This is a genomic window from Actinomadura sp. NPDC048955 (assembly GCF_040649435.1).
GTDB classification, from domain to species: Bacteria; Actinomycetota; Actinomycetes; order Streptosporangiales; family Streptosporangiaceae; genus Spirillospora; species Spirillospora luteofluorescens.
Genome location: NZ_JBEZJI010000095.1, coordinates 1 through 20,336 on the forward strand (window position 1 = coordinate 1; position 20,336 = coordinate 20,336).

The 20,336-nt window shown below is 73.3% G+C and carries 19 protein-coding genes and 3 tRNA genes; 7 read left to right on the forward strand and 15 right to left on the reverse strand.

Annotation, left to right across the window (positions count from 1 at the left end):
* Nucleotides 1-94: 94 nt before the first annotated feature.
* The 7 genes from AB0C84_RS43105 to AB0C84_RS43135 form a co-directional block, all read right to left on the reverse strand.
* Complete coding sequence (locus tag AB0C84_RS43105) at nucleotides 95-850, reverse strand: SDR family oxidoreductase (protein WP_258943207.1); 756 nt, start codon at nucleotides 848-850, stop codon at nucleotides 95-97.
* Nucleotides 847-1,701: an ABC transporter permease subunit gene (locus AB0C84_RS43110; RefSeq protein ID WP_361077916.1), complete on the reverse strand. Its 855-nt coding sequence runs from the start codon at nucleotides 1,699-1,701 to the stop codon at nucleotides 847-849. The genes AB0C84_RS43105 and AB0C84_RS43110 overlap by 4 nt, the downstream gene beginning before the upstream one ends.
* Nucleotides 1,698-2,624: an ABC transporter permease subunit gene (locus tag AB0C84_RS43115; RefSeq protein WP_361077919.1), complete on the reverse strand. Its 927-nt coding sequence runs from the start codon at nucleotides 2,622-2,624 to the stop codon at nucleotides 1,698-1,700. The genes AB0C84_RS43110 and AB0C84_RS43115 overlap by 4 nt, the downstream gene beginning before the upstream one ends.
* Nucleotides 2,614-3,795, reverse strand: a complete 1,182-nt coding sequence (locus AB0C84_RS43120) for an ABC transporter ATP-binding protein (protein WP_361077922.1) — start codon at nucleotides 3,793-3,795, stop codon at nucleotides 2,614-2,616. Before AB0C84_RS43120 ends, AB0C84_RS43115 begins: the two co-directional genes overlap by 11 nt.
* The gene (locus AB0C84_RS43125) at nucleotides 3,792-5,006 is read right to left on the reverse strand and encodes an extracellular solute-binding protein (RefSeq protein ID WP_361077925.1); all 1,215 of its coding nucleotides are present in this window, start codon (nucleotides 5,004-5,006) and stop codon (nucleotides 3,792-3,794) included. Before AB0C84_RS43125 ends, AB0C84_RS43120 begins: the two co-directional genes overlap by 4 nt.
* A gap of 37 nt (nucleotides 5,007-5,043) precedes the next feature.
* Nucleotides 5,044-6,099 (reverse strand): LacI family DNA-binding transcriptional regulator, encoded by a 1,056-nt coding sequence (locus tag AB0C84_RS43130; protein WP_361077927.1) that lies wholly within the window; start codon nucleotides 6,097-6,099, stop codon nucleotides 5,044-5,046.
* Between the two features lie 110 nt (nucleotides 6,100-6,209).
* Nucleotides 6,210-7,922 carry an MFS transporter gene (locus AB0C84_RS43135; protein ID WP_361077930.1) on the reverse strand — a complete coding sequence of 571 codons (1,713 nt, stop codon included), beginning with the start codon at nucleotides 7,920-7,922 and terminating at the stop codon, nucleotides 6,210-6,212.
* Nucleotides 7,923-8,009: 87 nt separating this feature from the next.
* Between AB0C84_RS43135 and AB0C84_RS43140 the strand changes: the two genes are divergently transcribed.
* Nucleotides 8,010-8,411, forward strand: a complete 402-nt coding sequence (locus tag AB0C84_RS43140; protein WP_361077933.1) for a PPOX class F420-dependent oxidoreductase — start codon at nucleotides 8,010-8,012, stop codon at nucleotides 8,409-8,411.
* 33 nt (nucleotides 8,412-8,444) lie between these two features.
* On the opposite strand, the gene AB0C84_RS43145 is transcribed toward AB0C84_RS43140, so the two are convergent.
* From AB0C84_RS43145 to AB0C84_RS43175, 7 genes are all read right to left on the reverse strand, one after another.
* Complete coding sequence (locus AB0C84_RS43145) at nucleotides 8,445-9,548, reverse strand: hypothetical protein (RefSeq protein ID WP_361077936.1); 1,104 nt, start codon at nucleotides 9,546-9,548, stop codon at nucleotides 8,445-8,447.
* Nucleotides 9,549-9,727: 179 nt separating this feature from the next.
* Nucleotides 9,728-11,926 (reverse strand): carbamoyltransferase HypF, encoded by a 2,199-nt coding sequence (gene hypF / locus AB0C84_RS43150; protein ID WP_361077938.1) that lies wholly within the window; start codon nucleotides 11,924-11,926, stop codon nucleotides 9,728-9,730.
* 114 nt (nucleotides 11,927-12,040) lie between these two features.
* Nucleotides 12,041-12,670, reverse strand: coding sequence for an SRPBCC family protein (locus AB0C84_RS43155; protein ID WP_361077941.1), 630 nt, complete (start codon nucleotides 12,668-12,670; stop codon nucleotides 12,041-12,043).
* Nucleotides 12,667-13,023 carry a metalloregulator ArsR/SmtB family transcription factor gene (locus AB0C84_RS43160; RefSeq protein ID WP_361077943.1) on the reverse strand — a complete coding sequence of 119 codons (357 nt, stop codon included), beginning with the start codon at nucleotides 13,021-13,023 and terminating at the stop codon, nucleotides 12,667-12,669. The genes AB0C84_RS43155 and AB0C84_RS43160 overlap by 4 nt, the downstream gene beginning before the upstream one ends.
* Before the next feature lie 45 nt (nucleotides 13,024-13,068).
* The gene (locus AB0C84_RS43165; RefSeq protein ID WP_361077946.1) at nucleotides 13,069-13,662 is read right to left on the reverse strand and encodes an FMN reductase; all 594 of its coding nucleotides are present in this window, start codon (nucleotides 13,660-13,662) and stop codon (nucleotides 13,069-13,071) included.
* Complete coding sequence (locus AB0C84_RS43170; RefSeq protein WP_361077949.1) at nucleotides 13,659-14,738, reverse strand: LLM class flavin-dependent oxidoreductase; 1,080 nt, start codon at nucleotides 14,736-14,738, stop codon at nucleotides 13,659-13,661. Before AB0C84_RS43170 ends, AB0C84_RS43165 begins: the two co-directional genes overlap by 4 nt.
* Before the next feature lie 93 nt (nucleotides 14,739-14,831).
* Nucleotides 14,832-15,977, reverse strand: a complete 1,146-nt coding sequence (locus AB0C84_RS43175; protein WP_361077952.1) for a TDT family transporter — start codon at nucleotides 15,975-15,977, stop codon at nucleotides 14,832-14,834.
* Between the two features lie 93 nt (nucleotides 15,978-16,070).
* Between AB0C84_RS43175 and AB0C84_RS43180 the strand changes: the two genes are divergently transcribed.
* Nucleotides 16,071-16,985 carry a LysR family transcriptional regulator gene (locus tag AB0C84_RS43180; RefSeq protein ID WP_361077955.1) on the forward strand — a complete coding sequence of 305 codons (915 nt, stop codon included), beginning with the start codon at nucleotides 16,071-16,073 and terminating at the stop codon, nucleotides 16,983-16,985.
* A gap of 189 nt (nucleotides 16,986-17,174) precedes the next feature.
* On the opposite strand, the gene AB0C84_RS43185 is transcribed toward AB0C84_RS43180, so the two are convergent.
* Entirely contained in the window at nucleotides 17,175-17,795 is a 621-nt protein-coding gene (locus AB0C84_RS43185; protein WP_361077958.1) for a YceI family protein, read from the reverse strand.
* Between the two features lie 88 nt (nucleotides 17,796-17,883).
* On the opposite strand from AB0C84_RS43185, the gene AB0C84_RS43190 reads away from it, so the two are divergent.
* The 5 genes from AB0C84_RS43190 to AB0C84_RS43210 all read left to right on the forward strand — a co-directional run bounded on the left by AB0C84_RS43190 (nucleotide 17,884) and on the right by AB0C84_RS43210 (nucleotide 20,121).
* Nucleotides 17,884-18,687 (forward strand): universal stress protein, encoded by an 804-nt coding sequence (locus tag AB0C84_RS43190; RefSeq protein WP_361077961.1) that lies wholly within the window; start codon nucleotides 17,884-17,886, stop codon nucleotides 18,685-18,687.
* Nucleotides 18,688-18,846: 159 nt separating this feature from the next.
* The gene (locus AB0C84_RS43195) at nucleotides 18,847-19,821 is read left to right on the forward strand and encodes a CHAP domain-containing protein (RefSeq protein ID WP_258943190.1); all 975 of its coding nucleotides are present in this window, start codon (nucleotides 18,847-18,849) and stop codon (nucleotides 19,819-19,821) included.
* Between the two features lie 42 nt (nucleotides 19,822-19,863).
* A tRNA-Gly gene (locus AB0C84_RS43200) sits at nucleotides 19,864-19,936 on the forward strand.
* Nucleotides 19,937-19,964: 28 nt separating this feature from the next.
* Nucleotides 19,965-20,035: transfer RNA gene (locus AB0C84_RS43205), tRNA-Cys, on the forward strand.
* A 14-nt stretch (nucleotides 20,036-20,049) separates the two neighbouring features.
* A tRNA-Val gene (locus tag AB0C84_RS43210) sits at nucleotides 20,050-20,121 on the forward strand.
* Nucleotides 20,122-20,336 lie beyond the last annotated feature (215 nt).

The window sequence follows — 20,336 nt, forward strand, 5'->3', positions numbered from 1 at the left end:
CGCAGCCCGCGGCGGCCCACGCGGGCCTCCCCCACGCGCCCCCCGCCCCCGCGGGCGGCCGTTCCGCGTTTTCCGCCCGTCACGGGCGCGCTTCTCAGGAGTCGCGTCCCCGCTCCTCGGACGGGCCGGTCCGCAGACGCGCGTGCAGGCCGCCGTCCACGCGAAGGACGTGCCCATTGAGCTGCGCGGCCGCCGGGGACGCCAGGAACAGCGCCGCGTCCGCGACCTCCTCCGGAGCGGTGGTGCGGCCGGCGGGGAGGTCGGTCGCGGGCCGGACCTCCCCGACGACGCTGGCGGGCGCGATGCAGTTCGCGCGGATGCCGAGGCCTCCCAGCTCCACGGCGATCGCCCGGCTGAGCGCCTCGATGCCCGCCTTGGTCACGTCGTAGGCGCTCTGGTTCTCGTGCGCGCGGGACGCGCCCGGCGAGGAGAGGCTGACGATGGCCCCGCCGCGCCCGGCGTCGCGCCAGTGGCGGACCGCCCGCACCGACAGCAGGTACGCCGAGCGCAGGTTGGCGGCGACCACCGCGTCCCAGACACCGGCGCCGATGTCGGCGAACGGGGTGCGCACCCCGGTCATCGCGGCGTTGTTGACGAGCACGTCCAGGCCGCCGTCGCGCGCGAGCCTGGCGAAGACGGCGTCGGCGACGTCCTCGCGGGCCAGGTCGCCGGGCATCGTGGCCACCCGCCGATCGCCGTCGTGGACCGCGAGGCCGGCGGCGTCCACGTCGACGGCGAGCACGGCGGCGCCCGCGTCGGCGAACCGCCGCACCAGCGCGCGGCCGATCAGCCCCGCGGCGCCGGTGACCAGCACCCGCTCCCCCGTGTAGTCGAACCGGACGGCGCTCATTCGGCCGGGGCCTCCCTCACCTGCGCGACGATCTGCGTCGGATTGACGAACATCAGGGCGATGACCAGCAGCACCGCAGACAGGGCCATGTAGACGACGGCCATCGCGTCGATGGCCTGGGCGGCGCGGATCCCGGGCGTGAACGCGGCGCCGTAGAGCGCGACGATCAGCGTCTGGCTGTCGGCGTCCGCCACCAGGAACGTCAGCTCGAACATGGCGACGGTCCGCACGAGCACGAGGATCCCGGCGGCGAGGATCCCCGGCAGCAGCAGCGGCACCAGCACCCGCGCGAACACCTGCCGGGTGCGGGCGCCGCACATCCGCGCCGCCGACTCCACGTTCGCGTCGATCTGCTCCACGAACGGCGTCACCACCAGCACGACGAACGGCAGCGCCGGGACGAGGTTCGCCGCGACCACGCCCGTCATCGTCCCGGCCAGGTGCACCTTGTACAGGACGGTCGCGAGCGGGATCCCGTAGGTGATCGGCGGCAGCACCACGGGGAGCAGCAGCAGGACCGTCACGACCCGCTTGCCGGGGAAGTCGCGCCGGGCCAGCGCGTAGCCGGCGGGGACGCCGACCAGTAGCGACAGCGCGACCACGATCAGGGTGATCTCCAGCGTCGCGGTCAGCACGTCGCCGAGCGCGAACTCCGCCCAGGCGTCGGAGTACCACGCGCCGGTGAAGCCCTCCGGCAGCCAGCCGCCGAACCACTTCGTGCCGAACGAGTTCACGACCACGGACAGGATCAGCGCGGCCAGGTTCAGCAGGAAGAACGCGACGAACAGCCAGACGGCCCAGCCGCCCGGCCGGACCGTCGGCAGCCCGCGCGGGCGCGAGACGGCGGTCATGATCCCTTACCTCCCGTCGCGGGGCCGGTGTAGAGGCGGCCGCGCAGCAGCAGCGTGACCGCGATGACGAGCAGTTCGAACACGCCCATCAGCACGGCGATGGTGGAGGCCATCGAGTAGTCGTACTTCTCGAACGCCGCCTGGTAGGCGGCGATCGCCATCACCCGCGTCTCCCCGGCCGGCTCGCCGACGAGGTTCGCGGACGGGAACACCGAGAACGCCAGCACGAACGCGAGCACGAACGTCGTCGCGAGCCCCGGCGCGAGCAGCGGGAGGACGATCCGCCGCATCCGCTGCCAGGGCCCGGCCCCGAGCGTGGCCGCGGCCCGCTCCAGCGTCGGGTCGATGCCCGACATGTAGGCCAGCACCAGCAGGAACGCGAACGGGAACCCGGTGATGAGCAGCGAGAACAGCACGCCCCAGTAGTTGTAGACGAGCCGGACGGGCTCGTCCACGACGCCGAGGTCGAGCAGCACCCGGTTGAACCAGCCCTTGGGGCCGAGGTAGCGCAGCAGGCCGTCCGCGACCAGGACGGTTCCGAGCGTCACCGGCAGGACGAGCAGTGCCGTCAGCAGCCGCCGGCCGCGGAACCGGCCGCGCAGCCGGTACGCGATCGGCACCGACGCGCCGACGTTGATCAGAGCGGCGGGCAGCGCGAGCCTGAGCGTCTTCCAGATCGTTCCGCGCTGGTAGGGGTCGCGGAAGAAGCCGGTGTAGTTGCCGAGCGGGCCGCCGCCGTCCTTCGGCTGCAGCGACAGCCCCACCCCGTACATCATCGGGTAGAGGAACAGCAGCGCGACGACGAGCACGGCGGGCAGCAGAAGGAGCAGCACGCGGTCGACGCCGCGCTCGGCGAGCCGGTGCCGCAGGCCGCCGCGCCGGGGCGTCGGCGCCTCCGCGCGGGCGGGAGCCTCAACCGCCATCGCGCACCCCGCTCTTGCCGAGGGCCTCGGCGGCGGGTCCGTCGAGGGCCCGCGCCGCCTCCCGCACGCTCTCCCCGAACACGAGCACGCGGTCGGGCGGGACGGTCAGCGCGACCCGGTCCCCCGGCGCGACCCGCTCCGGCGTCCGGAAGTGGATGACGCGCCCGCCGTCCGTCACGCCCTCGGCGGCGACCTCGCGGCCGTGGAACTCCGCCACCTCGACGCGGACCCTCACGAGGTTCTCGCCCGTCGCCGTGTCGGGGGACCCGGCGACCCGGAAGTCCTCCGGCCGGACGGCCGCGACCGCGCGCGGCCCGCCGATCGGCTCCCGGCTCCGCCCGGTCAGGACCGGCCCGTCCTCGCCGCCGAGGCGGACCGTGCCGTCGCCGGACGACAGGACGGGCAGCTCCAGCAGGTTCCGGTAGCCCATGAACCCGGCGATGTAGGTGCCGGCCGGGTGGGTGTAGACGCCCTCGGGCGTCCCGACCTGCTCGATCCGTCCCGAGCGCAGCACCACGACCCGGTCGGCGAGCGCGAGCGCCTCCTCCTGGTCGTGCGTCACGTAGACGGTGGTGAGTCCGAGGTCCTGGTGGATGCGCCGGATCTCGGTGCGCATCTGCACGCGGAGCTTGGCGTCGAGGTTGGACAGCGGCTCGTCCATCAGCACGAGCCTCGGCCGCAGCACGATCGCGCGGGCGATCGCGACCCGCTGCTGCTGGCCGCCCGACAGCTGCCCGGGAAGCTTGGCGGCGTGCTCGGTCAGCTCGACGGTGCGCAGCGCCTCGTCCACCCGCCGCGCGGTCTCCGCCTTCCCGACCCGCCGCACCGCCAGCCCGAACGCCACGTTCCTGCGGACGGAAAGGTGCGGGAACAGCGCGTAGTTCTGGAACACCATCCCGAACCCGCGCCGCTCGGGCGGCAGCGTGTCGATGCGCTCCTCGTCCAGCCAGATCGCGCCGCCGGACAGCGGCAGCAGCCCGGCCAGGCAGTTCAGCGCGGTCGACTTCCCGCATCCGGACGGCCCGAGCAGCGCGATGAACTCGCCGCCCTCGATCCGCAGATCGAACCCGCTCAGCGCGGTCGCCTTCCCGAACCGCCGCGTGACGCCGTCCAGCCGCAGCCGCCCGAACCCGGCCCGCGGGTCCCGTTCCGTCGCGGTGCCCGCCGTCATGACTGCTTGACCTTCTGCCCGCCGACCTCGCGGTCCCACCGGTCGAAGGCGGCGACGAGCGCCTTGGCGTCGAGCGGCGGGGCCTTGGGGTTCGCGGCGATCAGCGAGTCGTACTCGGGGCGGCCGTACTCCTTGATCGCCTTCTGGCTCTCGGGCGGGGCCATGGCGAGCGTCACGCCCTTCACGGCGGGGCCCGGGTAGAAGTAGCCCTTGTCGTAGGTGACCGCCTGCTGCTCCGGCCGGAGCGCGAACTTCACCAGGTCGAGCAGGACGGCGAGCTTCCCGCCGGACACGCCCTTGGGGACGACCATGTAGTGGGCGTCGGTGACCCAGGTGAAGCCCTCCAGGGGCTGGATCCTCACGTCCTTCGGCACCTGTCCGAGGACGCGCGGGTTGATGTCCCAGCCGGTGGTGCTGAGGATGATGTCGCGGGTGCCCTCGCCCAGCTCCTTCATCGTCTGCGTGGTACCGGTCGGGTAGTACTCGATGTACCGGTCGAGGTCCTTCAGGTACGCCCAGGTCTTGGGCCAGCCGTTCGAGGGGTCCTTGGGGTCGGAGTCCTTGAGGATGTAGGGCAGGCCCATGAGCCACGTCCGTCCGGGGCCGGAGTTGGACGGGCGTGCGTACTCCAGTTTCTTCGGGTGGGCTTTCGCCCAGGCCAGCAGGGCCTCGGCCGTCTTCGGCGGGTCCGGGACCCTCTTCGGGTCGTACTCCAGCAGCGGGCCCGAGGGGTAGTACGTCACGACGACGCCCCGGCCCTGCGCGAGGTCCTGCATCTTGGAGGCGGGCTCCAGGTACTGCGACCTCAGGTCGGGCAGCTTGGCGGCGTACTTGCCGGCGAGGTCGACCCACAGGTTCTGCTCCAGCCCGGCGGAGAGGCCGTCGGTGCCGGTCAGCACGAGGTCGATGTCGAGGCGTCCGGCGTCCTGCTGCGCCTTGACCTTGCCGGCCAGCTCGGGCGCGGTGGCCTTGGTGTAGGTGATCCTGCTGACGAGCCCCGGGTGCGCCTTCCTGTAGTTCTCGAAGATCTGCTGGGTGAGCTGGAGGTTCCCGGCGACGTCGATGATGTTGAGGGTGACGGGCTTGGACGGGAGCCGGACGTCCGAGGCGGCGGGTTCGGAGGCGGCGCCGCCCGAGTCGGGCGCCCCGCAGGCGGTCATCAGCAGGCCGGCGGCGGCGAGGGTGAGGAGTGCGGATCGTGGAGTTCTCATGGCGGTCCTCCAGGCAGGACGTGCGGTCCTGGGCCGGTCACGCCGGCCCGGTGGTGCCTCTGATCAGCAGTCGGGTCGCCAGCTCGGTGGCCGGCGGCAGCGGCGGCGCCTTCGGCGCCCGGGGGTCGAGCATCGCGTGCACGGTCGCGGCGGCCGCCCGCGACAGCGCGTTGACGGGCATGGCCACGCTGGTGAGCGGCGGGTTGGTCATCGAGGCCATCGGGACGTCGTCGAACCCGACGATGCTGAGCTCGCCGGGCACCGGGACGCCGCGCGCGGCGAGCCGGGACAGCACGCCGAGCGCGACCAGGTCGTTGTAGGCGAACACCGCGGTGACGCCGGCGGCGAGCACCTCGTCCGCCGCCCGGTACCCGCCGGTGAAGCGCGGCTCGTACGGGCCGAGGTCCACCAGGTCGATGCCGCGCTCCGCGCAGGCGGCGCCGAGGAACCTGCGCCGCTGCCGGTTGGACCAGGAGTTGGCGGGGCCGGCCAGGTACGCGCAGCGGCGGTGGCCGAGCGCGTGGACGTGCGCGACCGCCTGCTCCATGCCGGGCCGGAAGTCGAGCAGGACCGACGGCGCCGCCCCGCTGGTCCGGTTCGCCAGCACCACGGCGGTCCTGGCCGCGACGGCGCGCAGCCGCGCCCCGGTCATGCGGGGGGCGCACAGGATCAGCCCGTCCACCCGCTCGACCATGGCCTCGGCCAGCCGGACCTCCGTCGCGGTGTCCTCGTCGGTGTCGGCCAGGAACACCGCGTACTCGGTGTCCCGGAAGTAGGCCTCGACGCCCTTGATGAACGGCGCGAAGAACGGGTTGGCGATGTCGGGGACGATGAGGCCGACGTTGCGGGTCCGGCCGAGGACCAGGGACTGCGCCGCCCGGTTCGGCCGGTAGCCCAGCCGCTCGGCGCATTCGAGCACGCGCCGCCGGGTCTCGGCGTTCACGAGCTCCGGGTTGTTCAGGGCGCGCGAGACCGTGGAGGGCGACACCCCGGCGAGGGTCGCCACGGCCCGGATCGAGGCCCGGGGGCCGCCGCCCGGCCCGGAGGCGCCGCGGCGGCCGGTCGCGCCTCCGCCGGTGCCCGTGCCGCCCATGCCCAGGATTATGAAAACGTTTGCGGAACAGTGTCAATAGCGCACCGGAAAGCCCCCCGGCCGGGCGGGGGCCGGGGGGCTTCGGTCTGGCTCGGTCAGGCGGCCTCGGGTCAGGCGGCGCCGCGGCCCGTCTTCTGCAGCGCGGGCTCGCCGGAGGCCTCGTCGTCGTGCACGTAGCGGCGCCCGCGCAGCAGCGACACCAGCGCCGCCACCAGCGACATCGCGATCGCCAGGCCGAACACGATGACCAGGCCGTGGTGGAACGGCTCGGAGATCAGGTGCGGGAAGTACGAGCGGCCGGTGAGCGTGGCCACGTCGTCCGGCGCGAGCCCGCCGAGCGCGTGGAACTGTTCGAGCAGGTTCTGGATCGGGTTGTAGCCGAGGAACGCCGCGAACAGCGTGCCGACCGGCGGCAGCTCGCCCACCCGCGCGGCCGGCCCGGCCGGGACGCCGTGCTCGGTCAGGCCCTGCGTCAGCGTCCTCGGCAGCGTGTCGGCCAGGCCGGCGATCATCAGCGAGAAGAACACGCCGATCGACAGCACCATGCCGGCGTTCATGAAGGTGGCGCGCATCCCGGAGGCCACGCCGCGCTGGTCCGCCGGGACCGAGTTCATGATCGCGGTCGTGTTCGGGGCGGCGAACAGCCCGGAGCCGATCCCGTTGAGGAAGATCAGCAGCGCGAAGGTGGTGTACCCGAAGTCGGTCGGGATCACCAGCAGCCCTGCGAACGCCAGTGCCGACAGCACCAGCCCGCCGGAGGCGAACGCGCGGGCGCCGTGCCGGTCGGACAGGTGTCCCGAGATCGGCCCGGCGACCAGGAAGCCGGCGGTGAGCGGCAGCAGGTAGATGCCCGCCCACAGCGGGGTGTCCTCGTAGTCGTAGCCGTGCAGCGGCAGCCAGATGCCCTGCAGCCAGATGATCAGCATGAACTGCATCCCGCCGCGCGAGATCGCGGCGAGCAGCCCGGCCAGGTTGCCGGCCGCGAACGCCCGGATGCGGAACAGGCTCAGATGGAACATCGGCTGCTCGACCCTGGTCTCGATCCAGCAGAACAGCGCCAGGACGGCGACGCCGCCGATCACCCCGGCGAGCACCCAGGGGTTCGTCCAGCCCATGTCGTGCCCGCCGTAGGGCTGGATGCCGTAGGTGATGGCGGCGAGCAGCGCGGTCAGCCCGACCGCGAACGTCACGTTGCCGAGCCAGTCGATCCTCGCGCCGACCGCCCGCGTGGCGGTCTCGACCAGGCTCCGGTAGGCCCAGATCGTCCCGGCGATGCCGATGGGCGCCGAGGCGAAGAACACCAGCCGCCAGTTGATCTCGCTCAGCAGCCCGCCCGCGACCAGCCCGATGAACGTCCCGGCGATGCCCGCGACCTGGTTGACGCCCATCGCCATGCCGCGCCGGTGGGCGGGGAACGCGTCGGTGAGGATCGCGGCCGAGTTCGCCATCAGCATGGCGCCGCCGATCCCCTGGAACACCCGCCAGCCGATGAGCCAGAGCGCACCGGCGCCCCCGTGCAGCGGATCCAGCGCCAGCACGAGCGTCCCGACCGTGAAGACCGCGAACCCGGCGTTGTACATCCGGACGCGCCCGAACATGTCCCCGAGCCGGCCGAGCGTCACCACCAGCACCGCCGAGACGAGCATGTAGCCCATCAGCATCCAGAGCAGGTAGCTGACATTGCCCGGTTCGAGGGGGTTCAGATGGATGCCGCGGAAGATCGCCGGCAGCGAGATGATCACGATCGAGGAGTTGACCGTGGCCAGCAGCATGCCGAGCGTGGTGTTGCTCAGCGCGATCCACGGATAGTGCTTGGACGGCACGCCGCCCCCTTCCCGTCATCAGATAGTTTCTTCCGCTAACTAATCATAAAACCGTCGAGACCGGCGAGTCCGGATAGGCTTACTCCGGTGGACGGACGACACCGGCTGGACCTCACCGACGAGCGCCTGATCGCCTTCTGGCGCGACCGCCACCTGTGCACCCTCGTCACCCTCCGCCCCGACGGCACCCCGCACTCCGTCCCCGTCGGCGCGACGCTCGACGCCGGCACCGTCCGCGTGATCACCTCGGCCTCCTCCGCGAAGGCGCGCCACGTCCGGGCCGCCGGCGCCTCCGGCCTGCCCGTCGCCGTCACCCAGGTGGACGGCCGCCGCTGGTCGACCATCGAGGGCCGCGCCGTCCTGCGGACCGACCCGGCCTCCGTGGCCCGCGCGGAGGACCTCTACACCGCCCGCTACAAGCCCCCGCGCCCGAACCCGAACCGCGTCGTCATCGAGATCACCCCGACCCGGGTCCTGGGCAACCTCTGACACCGCTCCAGGGCGAGGGAGCCCGGGGGACGGTCAGTTGGCGTAGGCGACCGCGCACCCCAGGCCGCTTCCGAGGGCCTCCATGAAGCCGCGGTCGTCCGTCCTGCCGAAGGAGTCGATCCCGCCCAGGCAGGCGTACCGGGGGCCGTCGTCGGCGACGAAGGCGATGGCCGTCGCGACGTTCGGTTCGAGCTTGATGGTCCTGGTGACCTTCAGCGGCCTGCCCGCGGCGAAGGAGAAAACGACGAAGCTCGCCGGGCGCGCCTTCTTCATCGCGCCGTATCCCGTCCGCCCGTCCGGGTTCATCACGGCGGTGGTGACGGCCGCGGAGTCTTCGGGCTGCCGGAACAGGACGCGGCCGCTCCGCAGCTCGGCGCCTCGCCCGCCCGTGTCGAGGGCGTGGACGGCGACGTTCCCGACTCTGCGCTCCTGGAAGGGGCGGGGTTCGGACTCGGGCCGCACATCGCCGAGCGTGTAGCCGAGCGTGCGGCTGTCGCGCGCCCAGACGATCTCGCCGACGAAGGAGGGCGCGGCCGCGCTCCAGGTCCGCCGCCGGCCCGAGCCGAGGTCGAGGACGGTCACCGTCGCCTGGGGCCGCGCCGCCTTCGCGCAGGGGGCCGTCGCGTAGGCGAGCCGTTCACCGTCCGGGCTCATGGCCAGCCCGGCCACGCGCGCCGGGACGGTGTCCCTGGTGAGCGGCCCGAGATCCTTCACCCGGCCGTCGCCGGTGAGGCGGAACCGGTGGAACCGGGTCGTGCACGGCTTCTCCCGGAAGCTGGAGAACACGAACAGTCCCCCTGGCGCCGCGATGAGCGACTGCGCCGGACCGGCCGAGCGCGGCGCGGGCACCGAGTCCACAGCCCGCGCTCCGCCGCCGACCCCGGCCGCCCTGACCTGGAACCACGGCTTCGGCCCGCCTCCCTGAAAAGAACTCCCGGTCTCCCCGACCCCGATGACGAAGCGCGGCAGGCGCTGCCCGCCGGGAAGCGCGGCGGTGGCCGCCGGCCCGTCCACCAGCAGGTGCACCGCGCCGATGGAGGCGGCGACGGACACCGACAGCGCCAGCGGGGCCGCCCATCGCCGGACGACCCATGACCTCGGCTCGCGTTCCCGCGACTCGTCCCCTGCGTCCGCCATTCGATGATCATGCCCTCCGGGCGGGGCGCCGCGTCGCGGTTTCGCACCGCGGGCGCCGTTCCGCGGGACCGCGGCGGAATGCGCCCGCGGCACCGCGTCCCTGGTGGGCACGCTCCATCCGGAGAGCATCGCCGGTGCCGGGGCCGCGCGGCCGGATCCGGCACCGGCGGCCTCGCAGATCAGCCGCGGGCGGTGGCGACGGCCGCCTGGCCGAGGCTGATGCCGCCGTCGTTGGGCGGGACGCGGTGGTGGGTCAGCACGGGGAAGCCCGCGCCTTCGAGGCCGGAGACGGCGCGGTCGAGCAGGAGCATGTTCTGGAACACGCCGCCGGAGAGCGCGACCGTGCCGAGGCCCGTCTGCGACCTGATGCGGGAGGCCGCGTCGACGACGAGCGCCGCGACGCCGTTGTGGAAGCGCGCGGCGATCACCGGGACGGGAACGTTCGCCCTGAGGTCGGCCACCACCGCGTCCACGAGGTCGCCGCCCGCGACCGTGAAACCGGCCGTGCCGTTCAGAGCCGCCCGATAGGCGCCGGTCTCGGTGAGGTCGGCGCACTGCTCCAGTTCGATGGCGGCCTGTCCCTCGTAGTTGACGCGGTCGCGGACGCCGAGGACGGCGGCGACCGCGTCGAAGAGGCGGCCCATGCTGGAGGTCGGCGGGGCGTTGACGCCGCGCCGGGCCAGGGCGGTCACCGCGGCCCAGCCGGGGCGGCGGGCCACCGGCAGGTCGTCGGGGACCCCGTAGGCCGCCGCCATGCGCCACGGCTCGCGGATCGCGGCGGCGCCGCCGGGCAGCGGAACCGGTTCCAGGTGCCCGGCGCGCTCGAAGCCGCGCAGGTCGGCGACCAGGAACTCGCCGCCCCACAGGGTGCCGTCGGTCCCGTACCCGGTGCCGTCGAACGCGACGCCGATCACCGGGCCGTCCGCGCCGTTGTCGGCGAGGCACGAGGCGATGTGCGCGTGGTGGTGCTGGACGGCGACCCCGGGCAGGTCCTGGTCGAGCGCGTACTTCGTGGACAGGTACTCCGGGTGCGGGTCGTAGGCGATCAGTTCGGGCTCGATGCCGAACAGCCGCCGGAAGTGCGCGACGCCCTCCTCGAAGGCGCGGAGGGTCTCGTGGTTCTCCAGATCGCCGATGTGGTGGGAGACGAACGCCCGGCCGTCGCGGGTCAGGCAGAACGTGTTCTTCAACTCCGCGCCGCACGCCAGCACCGGGCGGCCCGCGGCAATGGGGATCGGCTCCGGCGCGTAGCCGCGGGACCGGCGGACGGGGAGCGGCCGGCCGCGGAACGCCCGCATCACCGAGTCGTCGGTCCGGGTGTGGATGGGCCGGTCGTGGAGGAGGAAGGCGTCGGCGATGGGGGCGAGCCGCTCCAGGGCGTCGCGGTCGCGGTAGGCGATCGGCTCGTCCGAGACGTTCCCGCTGGTCAGGACGAGGGGTTCGGTGACGAGCAGGTGGTGCAGCGGGGTGTAGGGCAGCATGAGGCCGACGGCCCGGTTGCCCGGGGCGACGGCGTCCGCGAGGGCCGCGTCCGGCCGGCGCCGCGCGAGCACGATCGGGCGCCGGGGTCCGGCGAGCAGCGCCTCCTCGGCCTCGGAGAGGTCGCACAGGGCCCGGGCCGCCTCCAGGTCGGGGACCATCACGGCGAACGGCTTGTCCTCGCGGTGCTTGCGGGAGCGCAGCGCGGCGACCCCGCCGGGGTCCGCCGCCCGCGCCGCGAGGTGGTAGCCGCCGAGGCCCTTGACCGCGAGGACCGCGCCGCCCGCGAGCGCCGCCCGCGCCGCGTCCAGAGGCTCGCCCGCGTCGGGCCGCATGGTGAGGGACGGGCCGCAGGCCGGGCAGCACACCGGCTGGGCGTGGAACCTGCGGTCGGCCGGGTCCCCGTACTCGGCGGCGCACGGCGCGCACATCGCGAAGCCCGCCATGGTCGTGTTCGGACGATCGTACGGGACGCCCGTGACGATCGTGAACCGCGGCCCGCAGGCGGTGCAGTTGATGAACGGGTACCCGTGGCGCCGGTCGCCCGGGTCGCGCATCTCGCGCAGGCAGTCGTCGCAGGTCGCGGCGTCCCACGACACGAGGGCCCGGCGCTCACCGGACCCGTCGCTGCCCACGATGGCGAAGCCGCCGCGGCCTACGGCGTCCAGCTCCCGGGTGGTGACGCGCTCGACGAGGGCGAGCCGGGGCGGGCGCGTGCGCAGCCCGTCCAGGAAGCGCCCGACCCTGTCGGGGGCGCCCTCGACCTCGATGAACACGCCGCCCGCGTCGTTGCCGACCAGCCCCGACAGCCCGAGGCCGGTCGCGAGCCCGTGCACGAACGGCCGGAAACCGACGCCCTGCACGACCCCCTCGACGCGGACGCCGACCCTGACGTCCACCCCGCCATTCTGCCGCGCCGACCAGCGCCGGCGGCCGAGGACGGCCACCGGGCGTGTCTCGTCGGCGACTCCGCGAAGGGAGGGGCGGACGCCGGGCGTGCTCGGCGCCGGAGCTCACTGCCCCCCGGTGTAGGCGGCGATGGTGAAGTCCGCCGCGGCGCGTGCGGTGGCCTCGTCGGCGCCGCCCGCGACGTCGGCGGCGTACCAGCCCTCACCGGCCTGCCGCGCGAACTCGCGCCCCTCTTCGGACGCGGCCCAGTCGTCGCCGAGCTTGTTCCGGGCGTCCTCGCCGGACTCCAGGTGGACGGTGAGGCCGAGGAGCCCCATGTCCCAGCCGATGCCGACGACGCCCGGGCCGAACTGGTTCTGTGAGGGGTCGACGAGGGCGGTGTGCTCCAGCTCGAACCGGGTCCGGCCGCCGGCCTCGGGGGTCAGCCGGACCTCGATCCAGGTGGTCTGGCCGCCGAACTCCCACGTCGCCGCGAACCCCTTCGGCGGGTCACAGCGCTCGATCGTCCCGCTGGCGTTGCCCTCCAGCTGGTAGCGGCCGCCGAGCCGCAGGTCGCCGGAGACCGGCAGGAACCAGCGGGAGATCCGCTCGGGGTCGGTGACGGCGTTCCACAGGTCGTCGACGCCGGTGTCGTAGACCCTGCTGATCGTCGCGGTCCTCGCGGTGCCGGACTCCAGCGCCTTCTCGCCCACCGTGCGGGTGACCGCGTTGATCTGGCCGGTGACTTCGATCATGTCTCGCTCCCTGGGTCGTCGTGATGCGTGCGGTGTGCGCGCTTCCCGCGGGCGATCTCGGTCGCCAGGGCGTCCAGACGCGGCGTCCAGGACCGGCGGAAGCGTTCGAGCCACGCGTCGATCTCCTGCAGAGGTGCCGAGCCGACAGCGTAGAGTCGGCGCGTCCGCTCCGCCCGCACGACGGCGAATCCGTTGTCGCGCAGAACCTTCAGGTGCTGCGACACCGCGGGCTGGGAGATCCCGAACTCCTTCCGGACGACCGCCGTGACCTCGCCGGACGAGCGCTCGCCGCCGGCGAGCAGTTCGAGGATCCGGCGCCGGACGGGGTCGCCCACCACATCGAATGCGTGCACGTGACCCAAGTTACAGGCTTGGCTTATATAAGCCAAATCTCAAGTTCAGTGTCCCGCGAGAAGCCGCTCGAAGGGCACCGGCGCCTCGAACGGGTCGTCCTTCGCCGGCGCCGGACGGGCCTGCACCAGGGCGGCCAGTTCGGCACCGGCCCGGGCGACGCGCTCGGCCAGGGCGGACTCGGCGCTCCCCCAGTCCTCGGACGCCGCGTACACCCCGGTCGGGACGACGCTAGCGCGCAAGTACGCGAAGAGGGGTCGCATCGCGTAATCGATGGCCAGGGAGTGCCGCGCGGTTCCGCCGGTCGCGCCCAGCAGCACCGGCGTGCCGTCCAGGGAGCCGCGCTCCAGGACGTCGAAGAACGTCTTGAACAGCCCGCTGTAGGACGCGTTGAAGACCGGTGTCACGGCGATGAGGCCGTCGGCGTTCGCCACCGTCTCGACGGCGGCGCGGAGCGTCCCGGGTGGGAAGCCGGTCAGGGTCGCGTCGACCATGGCGTGCGCGTGGTCGCGCAGCTCGATCGTCTCGACGGTCGCGTCCCCCTGGAGGGCGCCGGCCGCCGCCTCGGCGAGCCGGTCGGCCAGGAGCCGGGTGGACGAGGGCTGCCCGAGCCCGGCGGAGACGACGGCGAGGGCGGTCATCGCACCTCCTCGGTGAGGCGGGACGCGTGGGTCGGGGCGGTCGCCGGGACGTGCGCCGGACGCAGCGACTCGAACTCCTTGCGCAGCACGGGCACGACCTCCTCCCCCAGGATGTCGATCTGCTCCAGGACGGTCTTCAGCGGCAGCCCCGCGTGGTCCATCAGGAACAACTGGCGCTGGTAGTCGCTGAAGTGGTCGCGGAACGTCAGCGTCTTGTCGATGACCTGCTGCGGGCTGCCCACCGTGAGGGGCGTCTCCGCGGTGAACTCCTCCAGCGACGGCCCGTGCCCGTAGACGGGGGCGTTGTCGAAGTACGGGCGGAACTCGCGGACGGCGTCCTGGGAGTTCCGCCGCATGAACACCTGGCCGCCGAGGCCGACGATCGCCTGGTCGGCGGAGCCGTGCCCGTAGTGCTCGTAGCGCCGCCGGTACAGGCCGATCAGGCGCTGGAAGTGGTCGGTCGGCCAGAAGATGTGGTTGGCGAAGAAGCCGTCGCCGTAGAAGGCCGCCTGCTCGGCGATCTCGGGGCTGCGGATCGAGCCGTGCCAGACGAACGGCGGGACCCCGTCCAGCGGCCGCGGCGTCGAGGTGAACGACTGGAGGGGCGTGCGGTACTTGCCCTCCCAGTCGACGACGTCCTCGCGCCAGAGGCGGTGCAGGAGGTGGTAGTTCTCGATGGCCAGCGGGATGCCGTCGCGGATGTCCTTGCCGAACCACGGGTAGACGGGGCCGGTGTTGCCGCGCCCCATCATCAGGTCCACCCGGCCGTCGGCGAGGTGCTGGAGCATCGCGAAGTCCTCGGCGATCTTCACCGGGTCGTTCGTGGTGATCAGCGTGGTCGCGGTGGACAGGATCAGCCGCTCGGTGCGCGCCGCGATGTAGCCGAGCATCGTGGTCGGGGAGGACGGCACGAACGGGGGGTTGTGGTGCTCGCCGGTCGCGAAGACGTCCAGGCCGGCCTCCTCGGCCTTGAGCGCGATCGCCACCATGGCCTTGATCCGCTCGGCCTCGGTCGGGACGCGCCCGTCGGTCGGATCGGGGGTGACGTCCCCGACCGTGAAGATCCCGAACTGCATGCCGGCCTCCCGAATAGTAGAACTTTCAATTATTCTACCGAACCCCGGCCCCCGGGCGGGTATTCCTGCCCCCGCCCGGGGGCCGGGTGCCTCCTAGGCGGCGGGAAGCGGCCGCAGGGACGCGGGGCGCGGCACGGCGGGCAGGAAGAGGCGGCCGCTGAGCGCGCCCCGGACCGTCTGGACGCCGGCCACGGCCCAGGCCGTGACGAGCAGGAGGTAGAGGAGGACGGCCACGTCGGTCAGCACGTCCAGGCCGGTGATCCGCGACAGGCCCGACGCGCCGGTCACGCACGTCCCGACCGGGAAGGTGAACGCCCACCACGTCATCGCGAACGGCATGCCGCCGCGCAGCGCCCGCAGGTTCGCGGTCACCGCGACGGCCAGCCAGAGCAGCGCGAAGCCCATCACCGGCGCGCCGTAGAGGACCGCGAACGCGCGCGTCGCCACCGCGTAGCCGGGGGCGGCCTGCCCCGCCGCGTTCGCGATCTGCGCGACGGCCGTGGTGGACTGCCCGAGCGGGCCGAGCACGAGGAACAGCGTCGGGGTGAGGGCGACCGGTGACGGCGGGCCGCCGGCGAGCCGCGACCAGATGCCGGGCAGCAGGACGAGCGTGGCCAGCAGGCTCGCGCCGAACAGCCCGTAGCAGCCGAACAGCATCGTGGCGCGGGCCTGCCCCTCCGGCAGGTGCGGGACGAGCGCGGGACCGAGCGCCGCGGCGACCATCGGGGCGACGACCGGCAGCAGCCAGGTCGGGTTCGCCGGCCCCGGCTCGTGCCGGGTGATCATGAGGTAGGGGACGCCGGCGGCGGCCAGCACGGCGTAGAGCGTCCCGGCCGTCCACAGGACCGCGTCCAGCGCCACCGCCGCCTGGGCGCCGATCACCTCGGGGCCGAGCATGAGCGTCCCGTAGCCGACGGCGAGCATCGCCATCGGCGGGCATCCGTAGAACACGGCCGTGGCGGGGTTGTCCAGGAGCTGGAACCGCGCGACGTCCGTGTGCCGGATGAAGTGGACGGCGCGCGCCGCCATGAGCGCGACGAGCATCAGCAGCGAGCCCGCCCACACGACCACGGCGAAGGCGTGCAGGCCGGGGACGTCCACCGGCAGCGCGTTCGCGCCGTTCGCCACGATCGAGGTGCCCATGATGGCCGCGTACCAGTTGGGACCCAGATTCCGGAACACCTCGGCGGGGCGGTCGAGCGCGCCCAGCAGGGCGCGGTTCGGGGTGGGGAGGCTCATGAGGTCCAGGTTCCACCGTTTTCGTCCCCATCAGTAGAGGTCATGACCCTATGAGGCCATAAAGCAGCCCTATGGGTCCGTAGAATCGCGGTCATGGCCGTCTCGCACCGCGTCCCCGACCTCGGCGCCCTCGAACTGCTGCTCGCCGTCGTCCGGCTGGGCAGCGTCGGGCGCGCGGCGGCGGAGCTCGGCGTCACCCAGCCCGCCGCCAGCGCCCGGATCCGCTCGATGGAGCGGCAGATCGGCGTGGCGCTGCTCGACCGGTCGCCGCGCGGCTCCCGTCCCACCGAGGAGGGCGCGCTGGTCGCCGAGTGGGCCCGGCAGGTGGTCGCGGCGGCGGAGGCGCTCGACGCGGGGCTCGACGCGCTGCGCGAGCGCCGCGACGGGCGACTGCGCGTCGTGGCGAGCCTCACGGTCGCCGAGTACCTGATGCCCGGCTGGCTGGTGACGCTCAAGACCGTCCACCCGGGCGTCGCGGTGACCCTGCGCACGGCCAACTCGACCGTGGTCGCCGAGCAGGTCCGCGGCGGCGGCGCGGACCTCGGCTTCGTGGAGGGGGCGCGAACGCCGGCCGGGCTGCACGGCACCGTCGTCGCCACCGACCGGCTCGTCGTCGTGGTCGGCCCGCGGCACCCCTGGGCGCGGCGGCGCTCCGGAGTCCCGGCCGCCGAGCTGGCGAGGACGCCGCTCGTCCTGCGCGAGGAGGGGTCGGGGACGCGCGAGGTCCTCGACCGGGCGCTCGCAGGGCACGGCGGGACGGCGCCGCCGCTGCTGCAACTCGCGTCCACCACCGCGCTCAAGGCGGCGGCCGTCTCCGGCGCCGGGCCGGTCGTGGTGAGCGATCTGGCCGTCGACGACGAGGTCGCCGCCGGGCGGCTGGTCTGCGTCCCCGTCCCGGAGCTGGACCTGTCACGCCCGCTGCGCGCGGTGTGGCCGGCCGGCCGGCGCCCCGCCGGCCCCGCCCGGGACCTGCTGGGCCTGACCCGCGCCCCGCGCACCGGCGGCTAGGGCGTTTCACAGTCCCGGCCCACTTCGCTCGCCTGACGGCTCGCTACGTGACCTGGCCTGGGCGAACGCGGCATCGCTTCGCGATCTGCCCGGCTCCGCTCGCCTCCGGCTTCGCTCCGCCGGGCAGGTCACGCGTTCGCGTGCGTGGCTTCGGCGACTTCGAGTCCGGCCCTAGGCCTCGCCGGGCAGTCAGGCGGGCGGGCAGTGGTCGAGCGGGGCGTCGGCGTCCGGACGGGGAGCCTCGGCGGCCGCGAACACGGCCTGGATCTCCAGCGCGATCGCGATCTCGTCGCCGAGCATGACGCGGTCGCCCTGCAGCGGGATGTTGAACTCGATGCCGAAGTCGCGGCGGCTGATGGAGGCGGTCGCGGTGAAGCCCGCGCGGACGCCGCCCCACGGGTCGGGGCCCACGCCGTGGAACTCGGTCAGCAGCCGGACCGGGCGGGTGACGTTCTTGATCGTCAGGTCGCCGTGCAGGTGGTAGCGGGGCGTGCGGGCCCGGCGGCCGATCTTGGCACGTTCCACACCGGTACCGGTGAAGCTCATCACCGGGTGCCGGCGCACGTCCAGGAAGTCGGCGGAGCGGACGTGCTCGTCCCGCTCGGCGCTGCGGGTGTCGATCGAGCCCATCCGGATCTCCGCGCGGGCGCCGGAGTCGAGCGGGTCCGCCCCGATCACCACCTCGCCCTCGAAGTCCGGGAACGAGCCGCGCACCGTCGTCATCAGGTGCCGGACCGAGAAGGTGATCTCGGAGTGGACCGGGTCGATGGTCCAGCGGCCGGCTTCGAGGTCGGGCACCTCGCCACCCATCAAATCCCCCCAAAAATCTGACAACCCGGCAAAAGTACCCCAAAAGTCCCTCTGGTCTGTCCGGGCCCTCAGGGGGAATGCTTCGGACATGATCGGTGAACACGTGCTCGCCGGATACGTCCCCGACGCGGGCGGCCGGGAGGCACTCGACCTCGCCCGCGGGATCGTCGCGCTGACCGGCGGCCGGCTGAGCGTCGCGACCGTCCATCCGCCGGACCTCCCCGCCGCGGCCGGCGAGGCCCGCGCGCTGCTGGACCAGGTGGCCGACCTCCTGGAGGGGGAGCCGGCCGACCTGATCGTCCAGGAGGGCCGCAGCGTCGGGCGGGGGCTCACCGTGCTCGCCAGCCGGATCGGAGCCGACCTGATCGTCGTCGGCTCCCCCGAGGGCGGCGCCCGCGGCCGGATCGGCGTCGGCGCCGCCGCCGACCACCTGCTCCACTCGGCGACCGAGGCCGTGATGCTCGCCCCGTCCGGCCACCGGCCGCCCGACGAGCTGGGCCGGATCACCGTCATGTACGTGCGGCGGCCCCAGTGCGACGAGGCGGTCATCCGCTCCGCCCAGGCCGCCGAGCGCCTGGAGGTGCCGCTCCGGCTGGTCACCCTGGCCATCGGCGACGTCAACCCCGAACCGCTCCGCGACGACCTGGCTCTCGCCATCCGGCTCGCCCTGGACTCCGCGGACCTGCTCCCCGAGGACGTGTCCGCCGAGGTGGCCGAGGGCGACGACGTCGCGGACGCGCTGGAGGACGTGGACTGGCCCGAGGGCGAATTGCTGGTCTGCGCGTCCAGCGAGGACGCGGCCGCCCACCGCGTCTTCCTGGGCGAGGTGGCCCTCAAGGTCCTGCGCGCCGCCCCCTGCCCGGTCGCCGTCCTCCCGCGAGGCTACTACTGAGTAGTCCGTTATGACCGTTTGCCTGGAAGCGGTTGCCGCCCACCGTTTACCTCGGCTACATTCCGTCGAGATCGGAACGTGACCTTGGACCGCGGCACGTTCCGTCCCCCGGTCTCGGGCGCCACCTCGCCCGAACGAGCGAGGCGCGTCAGGAGCGTGATGGACCCGATCGGCAAGAAGCTGCTCGACATCGCCACGAAGGAACTCGGGTACACCGAGAAGGGCGACGGCTACACCAAGTTCGGCGAGTGGTACCGCAAGAACATCGACGGCGACCACGACGAGTACTTCACCACGGCGCCCTGGTGCGACATGTTCCTCGCCTGGGCCGCCGACAAGGCCGACGTCACCGGCCAGGCCGGGCAGTTCGCCTCCACCGTCGACCACGCCAAGTGGTTCAAGAAGAACGACGCCTGGGGCCACGACCCCGAACCCGGCGCCATCGTCTTCTACGACTGGAACGGCTCCGGCGACATCGACCAGATCGACCACGTCGGCATCGTCGAGAAGGTCGACGGCCACACCCTCCACACCATCGAGGGCAACGCCGACGGCTACAAGCTCATGCGCAAGACCCGCGACATGGACTCCGTCGTCGGCTTCGGCTACCCGTCCAAGATCAAGGTCGAGGCCAAGTACGCCCCCAAGCACGCCGCCCCCGCCCCCACCGTCGACCAGGTCGGCGCCCCCGCCACCCCGGCGCGCACGCACGAGCAGCAGCACTCCCCCTCGCCCGCGCCCGAGCACGTCCCCGCCCAGGAGGTCGTCCTCGGCGGCATCCTCGCCTTCGTCCTGTGCGGCACCGTGGCCCTCGCCGCCGGCCGCGCCGCCGCCGCGAAGGCCCCCACGACCCCGCCCATCCGCGTCCGCAAGCGCGGCAAGCACCACCGCCCCGCCACCCCCGTCGCCCTCCCCGCCGACGTCACCCCCGCCGACCTCGACGCCGCCGACGCCGGCACCACCCTGATGCCCGCCATCTCGCTCGCCGCCGCCCACGCAGCCGAGGACCGCGAGTTCTGGGGCCGCATCGCCCACCTCGAAGAAGACAGCGAACTCGACTTCTGGAACACCCTCCACGCCGAGCTCACCGACTCGGCCGACGACCGGTACGCAAGCACTCCAGGATTCCGCTAGAGTTGTTCGTGCGAGCCCGGGGGGCGACCCCCGGACCGGCACGCGGACGTGGCTCAGTTGGTAGAGCATCACCTTGCCAAGGTGAGGGTCGCGGGTTCGAATCCCGTCGTCCGCTCTGAGAGGCCCCCGTCAGGCCTCGCTCTGGTGGAGTGGCCGAGAGGCGAGGCAACGGCCTGCAAAGCCGTGTACACGGGTTCAAATCCCGTCTCCACCTCGCAGCACACGCAAGGGCGATTAGCTCAGTGGGAGAGCGCTACCTTGACACGGTAGAGGCCACTGGTTCAATCCCAGTATCGCCCACGAGTCGGGCTGCCGTGTTCGGCGCTTTTGGCGCCTTCCCGGTGGCCCGCAATGCTTTTCTGGGGGGCGACCCCCAGACCCCCGAGTCGGGCTGTCGTGGTCGGCGCTTTGCGCTTTCCCGATGGCCCGCAATGCTTCCCGGGGGGCGACCCCCGGACCCCCGATGTGGGGGGGGGCGGGGGGGCCCCCACCGGCCCGCCCGCGCGGCGGTCGGA

Excerpts from the sequence above, each read along its gene's own strand:
- AB0C84_RS43105 (WP_258943207.1), bottom strand. The coding sequence starts at position 850 with ATGAGCGCCGTCCGGTTCGACTACACGGGGGAGCGGGTGCTGGTCACC.
- AB0C84_RS43110 (WP_361077916.1), bottom strand. The coding sequence starts at position 1,701 with ATGACCGCCGTCTCGCGCCCGCGCGGGCTGCCGACGGTCCGGCCGGGC.
- AB0C84_RS43115 (WP_361077919.1), bottom strand. The coding sequence starts at position 2,624 with ATGGCGGTTGAGGCTCCCGCCCGCGCGGAGGCGCCGACGCCCCGGCGC.
- AB0C84_RS43120 (WP_361077922.1), bottom strand. The coding sequence starts at position 3,795 with ATGACGGCGGGCACCGCGACGGAACGGGACCCGCGGGCCGGGTTCGGG.
- AB0C84_RS43125 (WP_361077925.1), bottom strand. The coding sequence starts at position 5,006 with ATGAGAACTCCACGATCCGCACTCCTCACCCTCGCCGCCGCCGGCCTG.
- AB0C84_RS43130 (WP_361077927.1), bottom strand. The coding sequence starts at position 6,099 with ATGGGCGGCACGGGCACCGGCGGAGGCGCGACCGGCCGCCGCGGCGCC.
- AB0C84_RS43145 (WP_361077936.1), bottom strand. The coding sequence starts at position 9,548 with ATGGCGGACGCAGGGGACGAGTCGCGGGAACGCGAGCCGAGGTCATGG.
- AB0C84_RS43155 (WP_361077941.1), bottom strand. The coding sequence starts at position 12,670 with ATGATCGAAGTCACCGGCCAGATCAACGCGGTCACCCGCACGGTGGGC.
- AB0C84_RS43165 (WP_361077946.1), bottom strand. The coding sequence starts at position 13,662 with ATGACCGCCCTCGCCGTCGTCTCCGCCGGGCTCGGGCAGCCCTCGTCC.
- AB0C84_RS43170 (WP_361077949.1), bottom strand. The coding sequence starts at position 14,738 with ATGCAGTTCGGGATCTTCACGGTCGGGGACGTCACCCCCGATCCGACC.
- AB0C84_RS43175 (WP_361077952.1), bottom strand. The coding sequence starts at position 15,977 with ATGAGCCTCCCCACCCCGAACCGCGCCCTGCTGGGCGCGCTCGACCGC.
- AB0C84_RS43180 (WP_361077955.1), top strand. The coding sequence starts at position 16,071 with ATGGCCGTCTCGCACCGCGTCCCCGACCTCGGCGCCCTCGAACTGCTG.
- AB0C84_RS43185 (WP_361077958.1), bottom strand. The coding sequence starts at position 17,795 with ATGGGTGGCGAGGTGCCCGACCTCGAAGCCGGCCGCTGGACCATCGAC.
- AB0C84_RS43190 (WP_361077961.1), top strand. The coding sequence starts at position 17,884 with ATGATCGGTGAACACGTGCTCGCCGGATACGTCCCCGACGCGGGCGGC.
- AB0C84_RS43195 (WP_258943190.1), top strand. The coding sequence starts at position 18,847 with ATGGACCCGATCGGCAAGAAGCTGCTCGACATCGCCACGAAGGAACTC.